General features: G+C 49.3%; 13 protein-coding genes, 2 tRNA genes and 1 rRNA gene. 15 read left to right on the forward strand and 1 reads right to left on the reverse strand.

Going from position 1 to position 16,649, the window contains the following annotated elements; all coding sequences use genetic code 11:
* The 4 genes from rrf to greA all read left to right on the forward strand — a co-directional run.
* Positions 1–84, forward strand: a 5S ribosomal RNA gene (gene rrf / locus EOE65_RS17095); the annotation flags it as partial.
* Positions 85–381: 297 nt separating this feature from the next.
* Complete coding sequence (gene carA / locus EOE65_RS17100) at positions 382–1,518, forward strand: glutamine-hydrolyzing carbamoyl-phosphate synthase small subunit (RefSeq protein WP_127695995.1); 1,137 nt, start codon at positions 382–384, stop codon at positions 1,516–1,518.
* A gap of 42 nt (positions 1,519–1,560) precedes the next feature.
* Positions 1,561–4,767, forward strand: coding sequence for a carbamoyl-phosphate synthase large subunit (carB, locus tag EOE65_RS17105; RefSeq protein ID WP_127695997.1), 3,207 nt, complete (start codon positions 1,561–1,563; stop codon positions 4,765–4,767).
* A 10-nt stretch (positions 4,768–4,777) separates the two neighbouring features.
* Positions 4,778–5,254, forward strand: a complete 477-nt coding sequence (greA, locus tag EOE65_RS17110) for a transcription elongation factor GreA (protein WP_127695999.1) — start codon at positions 4,778–4,780, stop codon at positions 5,252–5,254.
* Positions 5,255–5,289: 35 nt separating this feature from the next.
* On the opposite strand, the gene EOE65_RS17115 is transcribed toward greA, so the two are convergent.
* A complete protein-coding gene (locus tag EOE65_RS17115; protein WP_127696001.1) occupies positions 5,290–5,592 on the reverse strand; it encodes a YhbY family RNA-binding protein in 303 nt (100 codons plus the stop codon).
* A gap of 463 nt (positions 5,593–6,055) precedes the next feature.
* Here EOE65_RS17115 and EOE65_RS17120 point away from each other — a divergent pair, with 463 nt between their 5' ends.
* The 11 genes from EOE65_RS17120 to infB all read left to right on the forward strand — a co-directional run bounded on the left by EOE65_RS17120 (position 6,056) and on the right by infB (position 16,643).
* A complete protein-coding gene (locus EOE65_RS17120; protein WP_240657031.1) occupies positions 6,056–6,202 on the forward strand; it encodes an SAM-dependent methyltransferase in 147 nt (48 codons plus the stop codon).
* A 115-nt stretch (positions 6,203–6,317) separates the two neighbouring features.
* The gene (gene ftsH / locus EOE65_RS17125; protein ID WP_127696080.1) at positions 6,318–8,312 is read left to right on the forward strand and encodes an ATP-dependent zinc metalloprotease FtsH; all 1,995 of its coding nucleotides are present in this window, start codon (positions 6,318–6,320) and stop codon (positions 8,310–8,312) included.
* Positions 8,313–8,375: 63 nt separating this feature from the next.
* The gene (gene folP / locus EOE65_RS17130) at positions 8,376–9,236 is read left to right on the forward strand and encodes a dihydropteroate synthase (RefSeq protein ID WP_164847153.1); all 861 of its coding nucleotides are present in this window, start codon (positions 8,376–8,378) and stop codon (positions 9,234–9,236) included.
* Positions 9,237–9,239: 3 nt separating this feature from the next.
* Entirely contained in the window at positions 9,240–10,595 is a 1,356-nt protein-coding gene (glmM, locus tag EOE65_RS17135) for a phosphoglucosamine mutase (RefSeq protein WP_127696003.1), read from the forward strand.
* Between the two features lie 38 nt (positions 10,596–10,633).
* A complete protein-coding gene (gene tpiA, locus EOE65_RS17140) occupies positions 10,634–11,383 on the forward strand; it encodes a triose-phosphate isomerase (RefSeq protein ID WP_127696005.1) in 750 nt (249 codons plus the stop codon).
* An 11-nt stretch (positions 11,384–11,394) separates the two neighbouring features.
* Positions 11,395–11,751, forward strand: a complete 357-nt coding sequence (secG, locus tag EOE65_RS17145) for a preprotein translocase subunit SecG (RefSeq protein WP_127696007.1) — start codon at positions 11,395–11,397, stop codon at positions 11,749–11,751.
* An 8-nt stretch (positions 11,752–11,759) separates the two neighbouring features.
* Positions 11,760–11,846, forward strand: a tRNA-Leu gene (locus EOE65_RS17150).
* Positions 11,847–11,894: 48 nt separating this feature from the next.
* Positions 11,895–11,971 (forward strand) — tRNA-Met (locus EOE65_RS17155).
* A gap of 116 nt (positions 11,972–12,087) precedes the next feature.
* Positions 12,088–12,543, forward strand: a complete 456-nt coding sequence (rimP, locus tag EOE65_RS17160) for a ribosome maturation factor RimP (RefSeq protein ID WP_127696009.1) — start codon at positions 12,088–12,090, stop codon at positions 12,541–12,543.
* A 32-nt stretch (positions 12,544–12,575) separates the two neighbouring features.
* On the forward strand, positions 12,576–14,066 hold the full coding sequence (nusA, locus tag EOE65_RS17165) for a transcription termination factor NusA (RefSeq protein ID WP_127696011.1): 1,491 nt from the start codon (positions 12,576–12,578) through the stop codon (positions 14,064–14,066).
* Between the two features lie 24 nt (positions 14,067–14,090).
* Positions 14,091–16,643, forward strand: coding sequence for a translation initiation factor IF-2 (infB, locus tag EOE65_RS17170; RefSeq protein WP_127696013.1), 2,553 nt, complete (start codon positions 14,091–14,093; stop codon positions 16,641–16,643).
* Positions 16,644–16,649 lie beyond the last annotated feature (6 nt).

Consider the following 16,649-nt stretch of genomic DNA (forward strand, 5'->3'; position numbering starts at 1 on the left):
TCCCATCCCGAACTCAGAAGTGAAACGATTTAGCGCCGATGGTAGTGTGGGGTTTCCCCATGTGAGAGTAGGACATCGCCAAGCTTTTAATTAGGAAGCCCTGATCGGTAACGGTCAGGGCTTTTTACTGTGTGCAAAGAAAAATAAGATTAAACGTTTCCTTTTTAATATTCACTCTCCCCTCAAGCACTCCCCTTTTAATCGGCAGGTTAGCAAAGATAAACGAAGTCGATAGACATCGTTCAGTTCCTATACTAGAATACCGCCCGTTTGCCCGCAGCAAATGCAGGTAAGCGTCAGCTAGTGTAAAAAGTGAGGTGATTTCTCTTTTTACAAATCTCGTACAGATTCCATATATACAGCGCATGCGGGGAGGTTAAATTGACAAGACCAGCCATTCTGGCTCTTGAAGATGGTAGTGTATTCAAGGGTATTGCTATTGGCGCGGACGGTCAATCAAGTGGAGAGGTGGTGTTTAATACCTCCATGACCGGCTATCAAGAAATTCTTACAGATCCTTCCTATTGCCGACAAATCGTTACATTAACGTACCCACATATTGGTAACGTAGGAACCAACGACGAAGATGAAGAGTCTTCAGGTACTTGGGTTTCTGGGTTGGTTATCCGAGATTTGCCGCTTGTTGCGAGCAACTTTCGTAACCAAAAAGCGCTAGATCAGTATCTAAAAGATAACAATATTGTTGGTATCGCAGATATTGATACTCGCCGCTTAACTCGTCTATTGCGTGAAAAGGGCTCACTGAATGGTTGTATTATGGCCGGTGAGATCTCTGAGGAAGACGCGCTCGCTGCTGCCAAAGCTTTCCCTGGTTTGAAGGGTATGGATTTAGCGAAAGAGGTATCGGTCAACGCTGCATATGAGTGGAACTCAAGCACATGGGCTCTCGGTGAAGGTCATCGCGATATCGCGCCGCAAGAGCAACCTTATCATGTGGTAGCTTATGACTTCGGTGTAAAGCGCAATATTTTGCGTATGTTGGTTGAGCGCGGATGCCGTGTAACAGTGGTTCCTGCGCAAACTCCTGCTGCTGACGTTTTGGCCATGAAGCCTGATGGTGTATTTTTATCAAACGGTCCTGGTGATCCGGAGCCGTGTGATTACGCGATTGAGGCTATTAAAGCCATCTGTGAAACTACGCTACCCGTTTTTGGTATTTGCCTTGGCCATCAGTTACTCGCATTAGCTTCTGGTGCACAAACTATCAAGATGAAGTTTGGTCATCACGGTGCCAACCACCCGGTGCAAGACTTGGATCACAAGCAAGTGATGATCACTAGCCAAAACCACGGTTTTGCGGTGGATGAATCTTCGTTACCAGAGACCCTGCGTGCAACTCACAAGTCATTGTTTGATGGCTCACTACAGGGCATCGAGCGTACAGACCGCTCTGCCTTTAGTTTCCAAGGACACCCGGAAGCAAGCCCAGGCCCTCGTGATGTCGCTCCGCTGTTTGATCGCTTTATCAAAGAGATGGCTGCACACAAAAACGCTTGATCGATTGATCAGTAAAGTAAACAGATTTGACCGGTTGTTAGAATGCCAAAACGTACGGATTTAAAAAGTATACTGATTCTGGGTGCAGGTCCGATCATTATCGGACAAGCATGTGAGTTTGACTATTCGGGTGCGCAAGCCTGTAAAGCGCTACGTGAAGAGGGTTACCGAGTTATTTTGGTGAACTCGAACCCAGCAACAATCATGACTGATCCAGCGATGGCCGATGCGACATACATCGAGCCTATTAACTGGAAAACAGTAGCGAAAATCATCGAAAAAGAGCGCCCAGATGCATTATTGCCAACAATGGGTGGTCAAACAGCTTTGAACTGTGCGCTTGATCTTGAGCGAGAAGGGGTGCTGGAGCAGTTTGGCGTTGAGATGATTGGCGCAAACGCAGACACGATTGATAAGGCAGAAGATCGTGATCGCTTCGACAAGGCGATGAAGAATATTGGACTCGAGTGTCCACGTGCTTCTATCGCACATAGCATGGAAGAAGCGCTACAAGTGCAAGCGCAGCTTGGTTTTCCTTGTATTATTCGCCCATCTTTCACGATGGGTGGCTCAGGCGGTGGTATCGCTTACAACATCGATGAGTTTGTCGAAATTTGCGAACGTGGTTTGGATCTTTCACCGACAAACGAGCTGCTGATTGATGAATCGCTGATCGGTTGGAAAGAGTATGAGATGGAAGTTGTTCGTGATAAAAACGACAACTGCATTATCGTCTGCTCGATCGAAAACTTCGATGCAATGGGCGTTCATACAGGTGACTCAATCACGGTAGCGCCTGCACAAACGCTAACTGACAAAGAGTATCAACTGATGCGTGATGCTTCTTTGGCTGTACTACGTGAGATCGGCGTAGAGACAGGTGGTTCAAACGTACAGTTTGGTGTTAACCCGAAAGATGGCCGTATGGTTGTCATCGAAATGAACCCACGTGTATCTCGTTCATCCGCATTGGCTTCTAAAGCAACGGGTTTCCCTATTGCCAAAGTTGCTGCAAAGTTGGCCGTAGGTTATACGCTCGATGAGCTACAAAACGATATTACGGGTGGAGCGACGCCTGCGTCATTTGAACCTTCTATCGACTACGTAGTGACTAAAATTCCACGCTTCACTTTTGAGAAATTCCCTCAGGCGAACGATCGCCTGACGACTCAGATGAAGTCGGTGGGTGAGGTGATGGCGATCGGCCGTACGCAGCAGGAGTCATTGCAAAAAGCGCTGCGTGGTCTTGAGGTTGGAGCGACCGGCTTCGATCCAGTGCTTGATCTAGATAGCGAAGACGCGCGTTCAACGATCATTCGTGAAATGAAAGAACCGGGCGCTGAACGTATTTGGTACCTTGGCGATGCTTTCCGTATGGGTATGAGCGTCGACGAGTTATACCGTATCAGTGGCATTGATCCATGGTTCCTTGTGCAGGTTGAAGACCTGATCAAAGAAGAGCAGCGCGTTGCTGAAATGGCGATGTCAGGCTTAGATAAAGATGCGGTTTATCGCCTCAAGCGTAAGGGCTTCTCTGATGCACGTTTGGCGACTCTATTAGGTGTTTCTGAGAAGCAGTTTAGAAAGCACCGCCAAGCGTTAGATGTCCGTCCTGTTTACAAGCGCGTTGATACGTGTGCTGCGGAGTTTGCCTCTGATACTGCTTACATGTACTCCACTTATGAAGAGGAGTGTGAAGCAAACCCATCTAGCCGCGATAAGATTATGGTCATTGGCGGCGGTCCAAACCGTATCGGTCAGGGCATTGAGTTCGATTACTGCTGTGTGCACGCAGCCCTTGCTGCGCGTGATGATGGTTTTGAAACGATCATGGTTAACTGTAACCCTGAGACGGTTTCAACCGATTACGATACATCTGATCGTCTGTTCTTTGAGCCTATTACGCTTGAAGATGTGTTGGAAATTGTAAACGTAGAGCAGCCGAAAGGGGTTATCGTTCAGTATGGTGGTCAAACACCATTGAAACTGGCTGTTGCTCTAGAGCAAGCGGGTGTGCCGATCATTGGTACGTCACCTGAGGCGATCGACCGCGCTGAAGACCGTGAGCAGTTCCAGCAGATGTTGAAGCGTCTTGGCTTGAAACAGCCAGAAAACTCTACAGTGCGTTCACTCGAAGAGGCGATCATAGAAGCAGAGCGTATCGGTTACCCGCTCGTTGTACGCCCTTCCTACGTTCTTGGTGGTCGCGCTATGGAGATCGTCTACAAAGAAGACGAGCTGCGCCGTTACATGAATGAAGCTGTGCAAGTATCTAATGAAGCCCCAGTGCTACTCGACCACTTCCTGAATGCGGCGATTGAAGTCGATATCGATGCTGTTTCTGATGGTGAGACCGTCGTTATTGGTGCGATCATGCAGCATATTGAACAGGCTGGCGTTCACTCTGGCGACTCTGCTTGCTCTTTCCCACCTTACAACTTGCCGGCTGACGTGCAGGACTTGATGCGTGAGCAGGTTAAGAAGATGGCACTGGAGCTTGGGGTTGTGGGCTTGATGAACACGCAGTTGGCTTACCAGGATGGTGAGATCTACGTGATCGAAGTCAATCCGCGTGCATCGCGTACTGTGCCATTTGTCTCTAAGTGTATCGGTGTTTCGCTTGCTAAGATCGGCGCTCAGGTGATGACAGGCAAAACGCTGAAAGAGCTTGGCTTTACGGAAGAGATCGTACCGACGCTATTCAATGTGAAGGAAGCGGTATTCCCATTCAATAAATTCCCATCAGTGGACCCGATTCTCTCTCCAGAGATGAAGTCTACGGGCGAAGTAATGGGCTCTGGCACAACCTTTGGTGAAGCGTTTATGAAGGCAACGATTGGTGCTGGTGAGAAGATGCCAACGCCAGGGCGTGCGTTTATCTCGGTCCGCGATGTGGATAAAGACGGTTCTGTTCGCGTTGCAAATGCGTTGCTAGATCTTGGCTTTACGCTATGTGCGACCGGCGGTACCGCTGCTTTCTTGCAAGAGAAAGGTTTCGATGTTGAAGTGGTCAACAAAGTGATGGAAGGTCGTCCTAACATCGTTGATATGATCAAAAACAACGAGATTGCTTATGTGGTCAACACAACCGAAGGCCGCAAAGCAATTGCCGACTCGGCAGAGATCCGTCGTAGCTCTCTTCAGAACAAGGTTGCTTATACGACTACCCTTGCAGGTGCAGAAGCGATTACAATGGCGCTTCAATATGGCGAAGAGAAGACTGTTCGTCGTCTACAAGATTTGCACTGAGGAGTGAGAGATGAGTCGTGTCCCTATGACCGTTGCGGGCGAAAAAGCGTTACGAGCTGAGTTAGATCAGCTCAAAACGGAAGCTCGTCCGCGTGTCATTGCTGCTATCGCGGAAGCGCGTGAGCATGGCGATTTAAAAGAAAACGCTGAGTATCACGCTGCCCGAGAAGAGCAGGGCTTTATCGAGGGGCGCATCCAGGAGCTTGAGGGTAAACTCTCTCATGCTCAGGTGATTGATGTCACTGCGTTGCCACAAACCGGCAAGGTTATCTTTGGCACAACAATTGTGATTATCAATCTCGATACGGATGAGGAAGTTCGTTACCAGATCGTAGGTGATGATGAGGCGGACATTAAAAATGGCAAGCTATCGGTGAACTCACCGATAGCTCGCGGCCTGATTGGTAAGTCAGAGGGCGATATCGCGGCCATCCGCACCCCAGGTGGAGATGTTGAGTATGAGATTGCAGAGGTTCTGCACATCTAATGCCAATAAAAAAGCCGCCCTTATGGGCGGCTTTTTTAACGCAGCAAGTTAGAGAGCTTAGGGTTAGGCTCTAAAGATGGGCGGTAGATCAGAGCGATATTACCGATCTCTTGCACAATAGTCGCTTCCACAATCTCGCATAGTTCGCGAATGAGTTGTTTTTTAATGGTGCGGTCACCTACAACGAACTTTACCTTGATCAACTCGTGATCTTCCAGGGCGCGATCCACTTCAAGCTGGATGTTTTCCGTCAGCCCCTTTCCTGCCACAGTAACCAGTGGGTTAAGGCTGTGACCGATGGTGCGGAACTGTTTCTTTTGCTCAGGCGTCAGGCTCATACTAAAATTGTTATCTCATGGTTAGGTGGCGTGAGGCCACAGGGTATTCATATTCCTATTCTACCTGAGAGCTGTGCGGCGTTAAACCAAAGAGATATTTTTGTGTCAAGGCTGAAATCAATGAGTGCAGCCTGAGCGCGTTTTTATGGATCGTCTGTATGGCGCTGAAAAGCACAAGAGCTGCTAGGTCGAGAACTCGCCTTGTGGAGCGTCATGAGCAAGACAGTCTGCACACATGCGGCATACTTGTGTTTTGGATCTGTAAGTCAAAGCCGAGCTAATCGGCGAGCGCTACGGTAGAGTTTCAAGGTGCTGCACAGAACAATCGGCAACAGAGCAGGCACAGTAAGACAGTGGATGTGAGTTTGTAGGCCTTGTAATTTCAGATACGGCCCCCAGTATAAATAGTACGAACTCTATTGATCAGCTTACTGCTATCTCTTTGATTCTGTGAGCACTTGATATGGTGCAGCAAGTTTTGAAACCTAATGATGATCTTGTTGCCGAAGTGTTCCGAAGTGCGGGTTTTGATCAGTATTTAGCCGATGTGCGTACAAGTTTTACAAAGGTTGTTACCTGCAAGCCTGACTCCTCTCGAATTTGGTCGTGAGAAGCCGATATTGCTGGGTTAGTTAAAAAGAGGCGTGAATAGCCAACCGGGCGCAACTCGTGTAGTTTAGCGTTCGCAGATTGATGTTTAATTAGAGGATTGTCTTTTGAACGATATGGCAAAGAATCTGGTACTTTGGTTAGTTATTGCTGCAGTGCTGCTGACAGTATTTAACAACTTCAGTGCAGAAAGTGACCCAGGTCGAGTGACGTACTCCGACTTTGTTACTGAGGTGCAAAAAGGGCAAGTATCTAAAGTCGTGATTGATGGCTTCACGATCCGTGGCCAACGTGCTAACGGAGAGCGCTTCCAAACGATTAGGCCCGCGCTTCAAGATCCAAAGCTTGTGGACGAGTTGTTAGCTAACAACGTTGTCATCGAGGGTAAGCAGCCAGAACAACAGAGTATCTGGACGCAGTTGTTGGTCGCTTCATTCCCGATTCTAGTTATTATCGCGATCTTTATGTTCTTCATGCGCCAAATGCAAGGCGGCGGTGGAAAAGGCGGCCCGATGTCGTTTGGTAAATCCAAAGCCCGCATGATGAGCGAAGATCAGATCAAGACAACATTCGATGATGTGGCCGGTGTTGAAGAGGCTAAAGAAGAGGTGAAGGAGCTCGTTGATTACCTGCGTGATCCGAGTAAGTTCCAACGTCTCGGTGGTAATATTCCACGCGGTGTTTTGATGGCAGGTAACCCGGGTACAGGTAAAACGTTGCTGGCCAAAGCGATCGCCGGTGAAGCTAAAGTACCGTTCTTCAGTATTTCGGGCTCTGATTTCGTAGAGATGTTCGTGGGTGTGGGTGCATCCCGTGTGCGAGACATGTTTGATCAAGCTAAGAAGCATGCACCGTGTATCATCTTTATCGACGAGATTGATGCGGTCGGTCGACACCGTGGTGTTGGTATGGGCGGTGGTAATGACGAGCGCGAGCAAACACTAAACCAGTTGCTGGTTGAGATGGATGGCTTCGAAGGTACGGAAGGCATTATCGTTATCGCGGCCACTAACCGCCCTGATGTGCTTGACCCTGCGCTATTGCGTCCTGGCCGTTTTGACCGTCAGGTTCATGTTGGCCTGCCAGACATCCGAGGTCGTGAGCAGATTCTTAAAGTGCACATGCGTAAAGTGCCAATCGGAGATGATGTTAAACCTGAGCTGATTGCACGGGGTACACCAGGTTTCTCTGGTGCTGACCTTGCTAACTTAGTGAATGAGGCGGCCTTGTTCGCAGCACGAGCTAGCAAGCGTACGGTTGGTATGGATCAATTTGAGCGCGCTAAAGATAAAATCATGATGGGCGCCGAACGTAAGTCCATGGTGATGTCTTACAAGGAACGTCTCAACACGGCGTACCATGAATCGGGCCATGCGATTGTGGGTCGTCTAATGCCGGATCATGATCCGGTGTATAAGGTATCTATCATTCCTCGCGGGCGCGCTTTAGGTGTGACTATGTTCTTGCCGGAAGAGGATCGTTACAGCCATAGCCGACAAACGATTATCTCGAATATCTGTTCTTTGTACGGTGGACGCATCGCAGAGGAGATGACGTTAGGCAAAGAGGGCGTCACAACTGGTGCCTCTAACGATATCCAGCGCGCTACGTCGATGGCACGTAATATGGTTACAAAATGGGGTTTGTCTGATGCGATGGGCCCACTGCTTTATGATGACGAAGACAGTGATCCATTTAGCCGTGGCTATGGTCAAGCCGCTAAGCCTCTTGCAGAAGAGACTCAACGTAAGATTGATGCCGAGGTGAGAAGCATCATTGATGAGTGCTACAAAAAGGCTTATCAGTTACTTGAAGATAACCGCGATATCCTTGAGTCGATGACGCAAGCGCTGATGAAGTATGAGACGATCAGCAGCGAGCAAATAGACCAACTTATGGCTCGAGAGGCGGTATCTGATCCTGATGGCTGGGTTGATGAGAAAGCAGAGGATAAACCTGTAGAAGAGTCTGCATCGCTTGATAGTTTAGAAGATAGCGAAGAAGCTTCCTCAGAGGCGTCTGATGATCAACAACGGAAGGACCCAGATATGCCTGAAGCGCCAAGGCAAAGAAAGCCTGAAGGCGATGACGATGAAGGCAAAATGGTCTAACGTAAAGTAGTTAATTAAAAGGCTGGGTTTCCCAGCCTTTTTTGTTTTCGGAGTGGATGTCGGATGAGTAAACAGTTGGTTTGTAACGATAAGGTCTTGGACCTATCTCGAGTGCAAGTGATGGGTATTTTGAACGTCACCCCTGATTCATTTTCTGATGGAGGTCGGCTTTATCAAAGTGGTAATGGCGTTGCGCTTGATCAATTGTTGCGTAAGGCTGAGGCCATGGTGAGTGCAGGTGCGTCTATACTGGATGTGGGGGGCGAGTCGACCCGTCCGGGAGCTGCGCCGATCAGTGAGCAGGAGGAGTTAGACAGAGTTATCCCTGCCATTGAAGCGCTTAAGCACGAGTTTGATGTTGTTGTATCGATGGATACCAGCAACGCTGCAGTCATCTGTGCAGGCGCCGAGTCGGGGGCTGGATTTATTAACGATGTACGGGGGTTGTCTCGCGAGGGTGCGATCGCCGCTGCAGCAACAACGGGGCTGCCTGTATGCCTTATGCATATGCAAGGCGACCCCTCAACGATGCAAGACCGCCCTGAATATGTGTCGGTTGTTGATGAGGTGCAGCAGTATTTAATTCAGCGGGTAAAGTGCTGCCTAGATGCAGGTATCAAACAGGACGCTATTGTTATCGATCCCGGTTTTGGTTTTGGTAAAGCCCTAGAGCACAATTTGGCGTTGTTAAATCGCCTCGAAACATTAGATGTTTATGGTCTCCCACTACTCATAGGCACATCGCGCAAGAGTATGATTGGAAGTGTCTTAGATCGGCCTGTCGATGAGCGCCTGCACGGCAGTTTAGCGACAGTCGCAATTTCTATCATGAAAGGCGCACGTATTGTTCGTGTTCATGATGTAGAAGAGACAATAGACGTAGTAAGAATGACGGAAGCTGTACTGCTTGAAAAGAGAGGATAGAACGTGGGAAAACGCTATTTTGGTACTGATGGTATTCGTGGTCAGGTCGGTAAGTTTCCGATTACTCCAGACTTTATGCTTAAACTGGGCTGGGCCGCAGGTAAAGTCTTCGCTCGTGAAGGTTACTCAAAGATTTTAATCGGTAAAGATACGCGTATCTCCGGCTACATGTTTGAGTCTGCATTAGAGGCGGGCTTGTCGGCAGCTGGTGTGGATGTGTTGTTAACCGGTCCGATGCCAACGCCAGCAATAGCTTATCTTACGCGAACTTTTCAGGCGAACGCCGGGATTGTGATCTCCGCATCTCATAATCCGTTTGGCGACAATGGCATTAAATTCTTCTCGGCTGAAGGCACTAAACTTCCCGATGAGATAGAGCATGCTATCGAAGCGCAGATGGATTTGGTCATGACTACCGTTGATTCGGGCATGCTCGGTAAAGCGAGCAGAATCGCCGATGCGGCAGGGCGTTACATCGAGTTCTGTAAAGCCACTGTGCCGTTGGGTTTTAATTTGCAAGGCTTTAAGATTGTCCTCGACTGCGCAAATGGCGCAACTTATCACGTCTCTCCTCAGGTATTACGTGAGCTGGGTGCAAACGTTATTGAGATCGCGTCCTCTCCTGATGGGCTCAATATCAATGAGTCCTGTGGCGCGACATCGCCGCAGCGTTTACAGAAGTCGGTTGTCGCTGAAGCCGCCGATCTCGGTATTGCATTGGATGGTGATGGCGACCGGGTCATCATGGTGGACGAGAATGGCGAAGTTGTCGATGGCGATGAAATTCTGTTTATTGTCACACAGCATATGAAAGCTCGTGGTGTTCTGTCTGGTGGTGTGGTTGGAACGCTGATGAGTAACTTTGGCTTAGAGCAATCGCTTAAGAAGATTGGTGTCCCCTTTGTGCGCGCGAATGTGGGTGACCGTTACGTAATGGAGAAACTGGCAGAGCATGACTGGGTGTTAGGTGGCGAGAGCTCCGGGCACGTGGTTTGTCGCCATTTAACCTCGACGGGCGATGGCACAATCTCGGCGTTACAAGCGCTGCGTGCGATGCGTGAAACAGGTAAAAGTCTGGCCGAGCTGAAGTCGGGTATGCAGAAAATGCCACAAGTCATGATCAATGTCAGAATGGCTAAAAAGGTCGACGTTAAAAGTGTGGCTGCGATACAAGATGCAGTAAAAAACGTGGAGGCTGAGCTTGGCTCGAGCGGCCGCGTGCTACTGCGCCCTTCCGGCACAGAGCCGTTGGTTCGCGTTATGCTGGAAGGTGAGAATCCTGAGGTCATTCAGACTCTGTGCGAAGAACTGGCTCAAGTTGTTGAAAAATCATTAGAAGCGCTTGTCAGCGAAGAGTAAGTCAGTTAATATTTGCGCCTCTTTGACGGGGGGATGACGTGCGTAACCTAGTTATTGCTGGAAATTGGAAAATGAATGGTTCTCAAACCTTCGCGCAAGAAATGCGAGAAGCGCTTGATAACGCAGAATTTTCTGAGCGCATCACTACGGTAGTTTTTCCTCCGTTTTTGGCAATTCATACTATGCTCGGTAGCGATAAGTTTGCTGTTGGAGCGCAGAATTGCTACACGGAACAAAGCGGTGCATACACGGGTGAAGTATCTCCTGAGTTAATTGCAGATGCTGGATGTCAGTATGTTTTAGTCGGGCATTCGGAGCGCCGTACGCTTCTTGGTGAAACAGACCAGGTAGTGGCTAAGAAGGTCAAGCTGGCCGTTTCTGCTGGTTTAACGCCTGTTCTGTGTGTCGGCGAGACGTTAGATGAACGTGAGTCTGGCAACTTTAAGGATGTCGTAGAGCAGCAAGTCGTGGCTGGTTTGAAAGAACTGAGCGGCGATGAAGTGAAGCAGGTTGTCGTGGCATATGAGCCGGTGTGGGCTATAGGTACTGGCAAAACGGCCTCTGCTGATCAAGCTCAAGAAGTTCACGCACATATTCGATCAGTGCTTAATAGTGCCTTCGATGGTGCGGGTGACGCTATCTCAATTTTGTATGGCGGCAGCGTTAAGTCGGAGAATGCAGCAGAGTTGCTTGGTTGTGCCGATATTGATGGTGGCCTAATCGGTGGCGCATCATTGAATAGTAAAGAATTTATAACCATCTGCAGAATTGCTGCAGATAGTCATTAAGCGAGAAAGTCATGGAAACACTAGTTTTAGCAGCACATGTTATTGTCGCAGCAGCGATTATTGTACTTGTGCTGTTGCAGCAAGGTAAAGGTGCTGAAGCTGGTGCAGCGTTTGGCGGTGGTGCTTCTCAAACGGTCTTTGGTAGCCAAGGTTCAGGCAGCTTTTTAGGTCGTTTGACGGGCATTATGGCAGCTGGCCTTTTCGTAACAAGTTTTGTTTTAGCTATCTACGCAAAAGAGAAAGCAGTTTCTGTTCAAGATGCTGGTATTCCAGCAGTAGAAGTTGTTGAAGAAGTAGAGCAAAACAACCTTCCTACTCTGGAAGAAAGCGCAGCGCCAGCTGATGCAGATGTTCCAGTAGCAGAGTAAAAGTTTATGCCCAAGTGGTGGAATTGGTAGACACGCTATCTTGAGGGGGTAGTGACCTATCGGTCGTGCCGGTTCAAGTCCGGCCTTGGGCACCATATTTGCAAAAAGGTGTGTAGGTATATATAATGCGCACCTGTTTCTGATGCGGGGTGGAGCAGCTTGGTAGCTCGTCGGGCTCATAACCCGAAGGTCGTTGGTTCAAATCCAGCCCCCGCTACCACTTAAGAAAGCCCCTTTTAAGGGGCTTTTTCGTAGGTTTGGTGTAATTTGTAGTCGCAGAAATGGGTCCAAGAGGCCCATTTTTTGTTTCTGAGATAAAGAAAAGAGGTCGTTTCGTTGTCTGCGAAGCTTAAATTAATTCAAGAACTGATTCAGCCGTCGGTCGAGGCTTTAGGTTGTGACTTGTGGGGTGTTGATTATCTCTCACAAGGCAAGCATACGACCTTGCGGATCTATATCGATAAAGAAGATGGCGTAACGGTTGATGACTGTGCAGCAGTTAGCCACCAAGTTAGCGGCGTTCTCGACGTTGAGGACCCGATAAACGGAGAGTATACGTTAGAGGTTTCCTCTCCGGGTATGGATCGGCCTCTTTTTACCTTGGAGCAGTTTGCTGCCTATCGAGGACACAAGATCCACATGCGCCTGCGCGTGCCGTTTGAAGGGCGTCGTAACTTCAAAGGCATCTTAAATGGTGTTGAGGGTGAAGATATTTTGCTGGTTGTGGATGATGAAGAATTTTTGTTGCCGATCGATCTGCTTGATCGAGCACAAGTGATTCCACAGTTTTAATAGCACACAAGACTATTGGGCGAGGCAGTAGCATGAATAAAGAGATTCTACTGGTTGCAGAAGCAGTATCGAATGAGAAAGACGTCCCACGCGATGTTATCTTCGAAGCGATCGAGCTGGCTTTGGCGACAGCGACAAAGAAAAGATACGAAGAAGAAGTTGATATTAATGTGGTAATCGACCGCGCTACGGGTGATTACGACACATTCCGTCGTTGGAAAGTTGTTAGCAATGATGAAGTACCTGCACTAGGTACTGAGCTAACAATGGAAGAAGCTGAAGAGATCGACACTAAACTGCAGCCAGGTGATATCCACGAAGAGCAAGTGGAATCTGTTGCGTTCGGCCGTATTGCTGCGCAGACAGCAAAGCAAGTTATCGTACAAAAAGTGCGTGAGGCTGAGCGAGCTAAAGTTGTTGACCAATACAAAGACAAGCTTGGTGAGCTGATCTCTGCAAGCGTTAAGAAAGTAACGCGTGACAATGTGATCGTCGATCTTGGTAATAACGCAGAAGCTTTGCTACCTCGTGATAACTTGCTCCCTCGCGAAGTATTCCGCATGGGCGATCGTGTGCGCGCAGTGTTGGCAGAAGTACGTAGCGAAGGCCGTGGCCCTCAGCTGGTATTGAGCCGTACTTCGCCGGAGATGTTGATCGAGCTATTCCGTTTGGAAGTACCGGAGATCTCTGAGGAAGTTATCGAGATCCGTGCGGCTGCCCGTGACCCCGGCTCCCGAGCAAAGATTGCTGTTAAAACTAACGACGGCCGCATCGACCCGGTAGGCGCTTGTGTTGGCATGCGTGGTGCGCGTGTTCAGGCTGTTTCCGGTGAGCTTGGTGGTGAGCGCGTCGATATTATTCTTTGGGACGACAACCCAGCGCAGTTGGTCATCAACGCGATGTCGCCTGCTGAAGTCGCTTCCATCATCATGGATGAAGAGACCCATTCTATGGATGTGGCGGTTGACCAAGATGCTTTGGCAATGGCAATCGGCCGTGGTGGTCAGAACGTGCGTTTAGCGTCCGATTTGACGGGTTGGGAACTTAATGTAATGACAGAGCAAGATGCCGCTGAGAAGCAGCAATTTGAGATGGGCTCTGTTATGGAGGTATTCGTAAAACACCTTGATGTGGATGACGATGTAGCGGAAGCACTGGTTGCTGAAGGCTTCACGACCCTGGAAGAGGTGGCTTACGTACCCGCTGAAGAGATGCTTGAAATCGATGGCTTCGATGAAGACATCGTACAAGAGCTAAGAACGCGAGCGAAGGATGCGTTATTGAATCTTGCATTGGCTAGTGAAGAAGAGCTAGAGAATGCAGAACCTGCGCAAGACTTGCTAGAGATGGATGGTATGGAACGTAACCTTGCGTTCCAGTTGGCCGCTAAAGGCGTTATCACCATGGAAGATCTCGCAGAGCAATCTGTAGAGGAACTGTTGGAGATCGAAGGTATCACCGAAGAGCGAGCGGCTGAGCTGATTATGACAGCGCGTGCTCCCTGGTTCGCGGATGAAGACTAAGGTCAACGGAGGAGGTTTACCAATATGGCAGAAGTCACAGTAAAACAACTTGCCGATGTGGTTGGTGTTCCCGTTGAGCGTTTGATGACGCAGATGCAGGAAGCCGGCATAGAAGGAAAGAACGAAAGTTCCAGTGTGACGGATAGTGAGCGTCAAACACTGTTAGCGCATCTGAAACGCTCGCATGGTGAAGCGGAAGAAAGTGTTGCTTCACCTAAAAAGATCACTTTAAAGCGCAAGACAACATCTCAGCTCAAAGTAGCGGGTGCCTCGGGTAAAAAGAAAACAGTCAATGTTGAAGTACGTAAAACGCGCACATACGTTAAACGTTCTGAGATAGAGGCTGATGAAGGTGCGGTGGCGCAAGCTGCAGAAGAGCAAGCGCGCAAAGAAGCGGAAGAGCAAGCGCGCCAAGCGGCTGAAGAGCAAGCTCGCTTAGAAGCTGAGCAGCGTGAAAAAGAGGAAGCAGCGCGTCAAGCAGAGGAAGCTGCTCGTCAGAATGAAGAAGCAGCACGTCGCGCAGCCGAGGAAGCTGCCCGCAAGGCTGAAGAAAACAAGGCTAAAGCGGAAGCTGAAGCCAAGGCTAAGGCACAAGTGGAAGAAAAAGCGAAGGCTGAAAAGCAAACTCGGGGCAATGACGCTTCGAAGAAAACGTACCGTAACGAAGATAAAAAGCCGGGCCGTAACCAAGGGCGTGGTAATGGCCGCTCTGACGGTGATCGCCGTGGCGGAAAGCTCTCTCGTAACAGCAATGCGAAACAGGCGCGTAAAACGCCAAAAGTAGCCAATGCGCATGGTTTCAATGAGCCGCAAGCACCGAAGGTGCATGAGGTATCCATCCCTGAAAGTATCACGGTTGCAGAACTGGCGAAGAAGATGTCAGTGAAAGCGGCAGAAGTGATCAAGGTCATGTTCAAAATGGGTGCGATGGCAACCATTAACCAGGTGATTGACCAAGATACAGCAACGCTCGTTGTAGAAGAGATGGGCCATGTTGCGAAGCCGTTGCAGGAGAATGCGATTGAAGAGGAGCTGATGGATAGCATCCAAGCAGTTCAAGGCGAATCCAAAGGCCGTGCTCCGATCGTTACAGTCATGGGACACGTTGACCATGGTAAAACTTCCCTGCTCGACTACATCCGTTCAACGCGGGTAGCATCAGGCGAGTCTGGCGGCATCACGCAGCACATTGGTGCTTACCATGTAGAAACAGATAATGGCATGGTGACCTTCCTTGATACACCGGGCCACGCAGCCTTCACAGCGATGCGTGCGCGTGGTGCGAAGCTGACCGATATCGTTATCCTAGTTGTTGCAGCAGACGACGGTGTTATGCCGCAGACTGAAGAAGCGATCCAGCATGCGAAAGCCGCTGGTGTGCCTTTGGTTATCGCAGTTAACAAGGTTGATAAAGAGGAAGCTGACCCTGATCGTGTGAAGAACGAGCTAGCGCAGCGCGACGTTATCCCAGAAGACTGGGGTGGTGATGTACAGTTTGTGCACGTATCAGCGAAAACGGGCCAAGGTATCGACGAACTGCTAGAAGCCGTATTGTTGCAAGCCGAAGTTCTTGAGCTAACGGCTGTGCCATCTGCTCCAGGTCAAGGTGTTGTTGTTGAGTCTCGTCTTGATAAAGGTCGTGGTTCTGTAGCGACGTTGTTGGTACAAAACGGCACCATGAAGAAAGGCGACATTGTTCTGGCAGGCCTGCACTATGGCCGTGTCCGTGCGATGATCGACGAGAACGGTAAGCCTGTTAACTCTGCAGGTCCAGCGATTCCGGTTGAGATTCAAGGCCTAGATGGTACTCCAGAAGCGGGTGAAGAGTTCACGGTGGTTTCTAATGAGAAGAAAGCGCGTGAAGTTGCACTGTTCCGCCAAGGCAAATATCGCGAAGTTAAGTTGGCTCGCCAGCAAGCATCTAAGCTTGAAAACCTGTTTGCCAACATGCAAGCGGGTGATGTTAAGAACTTGAACATCGTTTTGAAAGCGGACGTACGTGGCTCGCTAGAAGCCCTGACGCATGCCCTTGAGGACCTATCCACCGACGAAGTGAAGGTGGTTATTGTATCCAGCGGTGTTGGTGGTATCTCCGAAACTGAGGCGAACTTGGCGCTGGCGTCATCTGCGCTATTGGTAGGTTTCAACGTGCGTGCGGATGCTCAGGCGAAGTCGATTATCGACCGTGAAGGCCTGCAGCTGCGTTACTATAGCGTGATCTATGACATCATCGATGACGTGAAGCAGGCGATGTCTGGTCTGTTGTCTCCAGAGTTCCGTGAAGAGATCGTGGGTGTTGCTGAAGTTCGCGATGTATTCCGCTCACCAAAGCTGGGTCTGGTAGCTGGTTGTATGGTGACCGAGGGTACGGTATTCCGTAACAAGCGTATCCGTGTACTACGTGATAACGTCGTTATCTATGAAGGTGAGCTTGAATCACTGCGCCGTTTCAAAGATGCCGTTAACGAAGTCCGTCAAGGTATGGAGTGTGGTATCGGTGTGAAAAACTACAACGACGTTAAAGTTGGCGATCAGATTGAGGTTTACTCAACGATCGAAGTTCAACGAACACTGTAAGAGCGA

Source organism: Neptunomonas marina (assembly GCF_004005935.1).
GTDB lineage: Bacteria > Pseudomonadota > Gammaproteobacteria > Pseudomonadales > Balneatricaceae > Neptunomonas > Neptunomonas marina.

Coding starts and splice junctions, on each gene's coding strand:
- carB (WP_127695997.1), top strand. CDS start 1,561: ATGCCAAAACGTACGGATTTAAAAAGTATACTGATTCTGGGTGCAGGT.
- greA (WP_127695999.1), top strand. CDS start 4,778: ATGAGTCGTGTCCCTATGACCGTTGCGGGCGAAAAAGCGTTACGAGCT.
- EOE65_RS17115 (WP_127696001.1), bottom strand. CDS start 5,592: ATGAGCCTGACGCCTGAGCAAAAGAAACAGTTCCGCACCATCGGTCAC.
- EOE65_RS17120 (WP_240657031.1), top strand. CDS start 6,056: ATGGTGCAGCAAGTTTTGAAACCTAATGATGATCTTGTTGCCGAAGTG.
- ftsH (WP_127696080.1), top strand. CDS start 6,318: ATGGCAAAGAATCTGGTACTTTGGTTAGTTATTGCTGCAGTGCTGCTG.
- folP (WP_164847153.1), top strand. CDS start 8,376: ATGAGTAAACAGTTGGTTTGTAACGATAAGGTCTTGGACCTATCTCGA.
- secG (WP_127696007.1), top strand. CDS start 11,395: ATGGAAACACTAGTTTTAGCAGCACATGTTATTGTCGCAGCAGCGATT.
- nusA (WP_127696011.1), top strand. CDS start 12,576: ATGAATAAAGAGATTCTACTGGTTGCAGAAGCAGTATCGAATGAGAAA.
- infB (WP_127696013.1), top strand. CDS start 14,091: ATGGCAGAAGTCACAGTAAAACAACTTGCCGATGTGGTTGGTGTTCCC.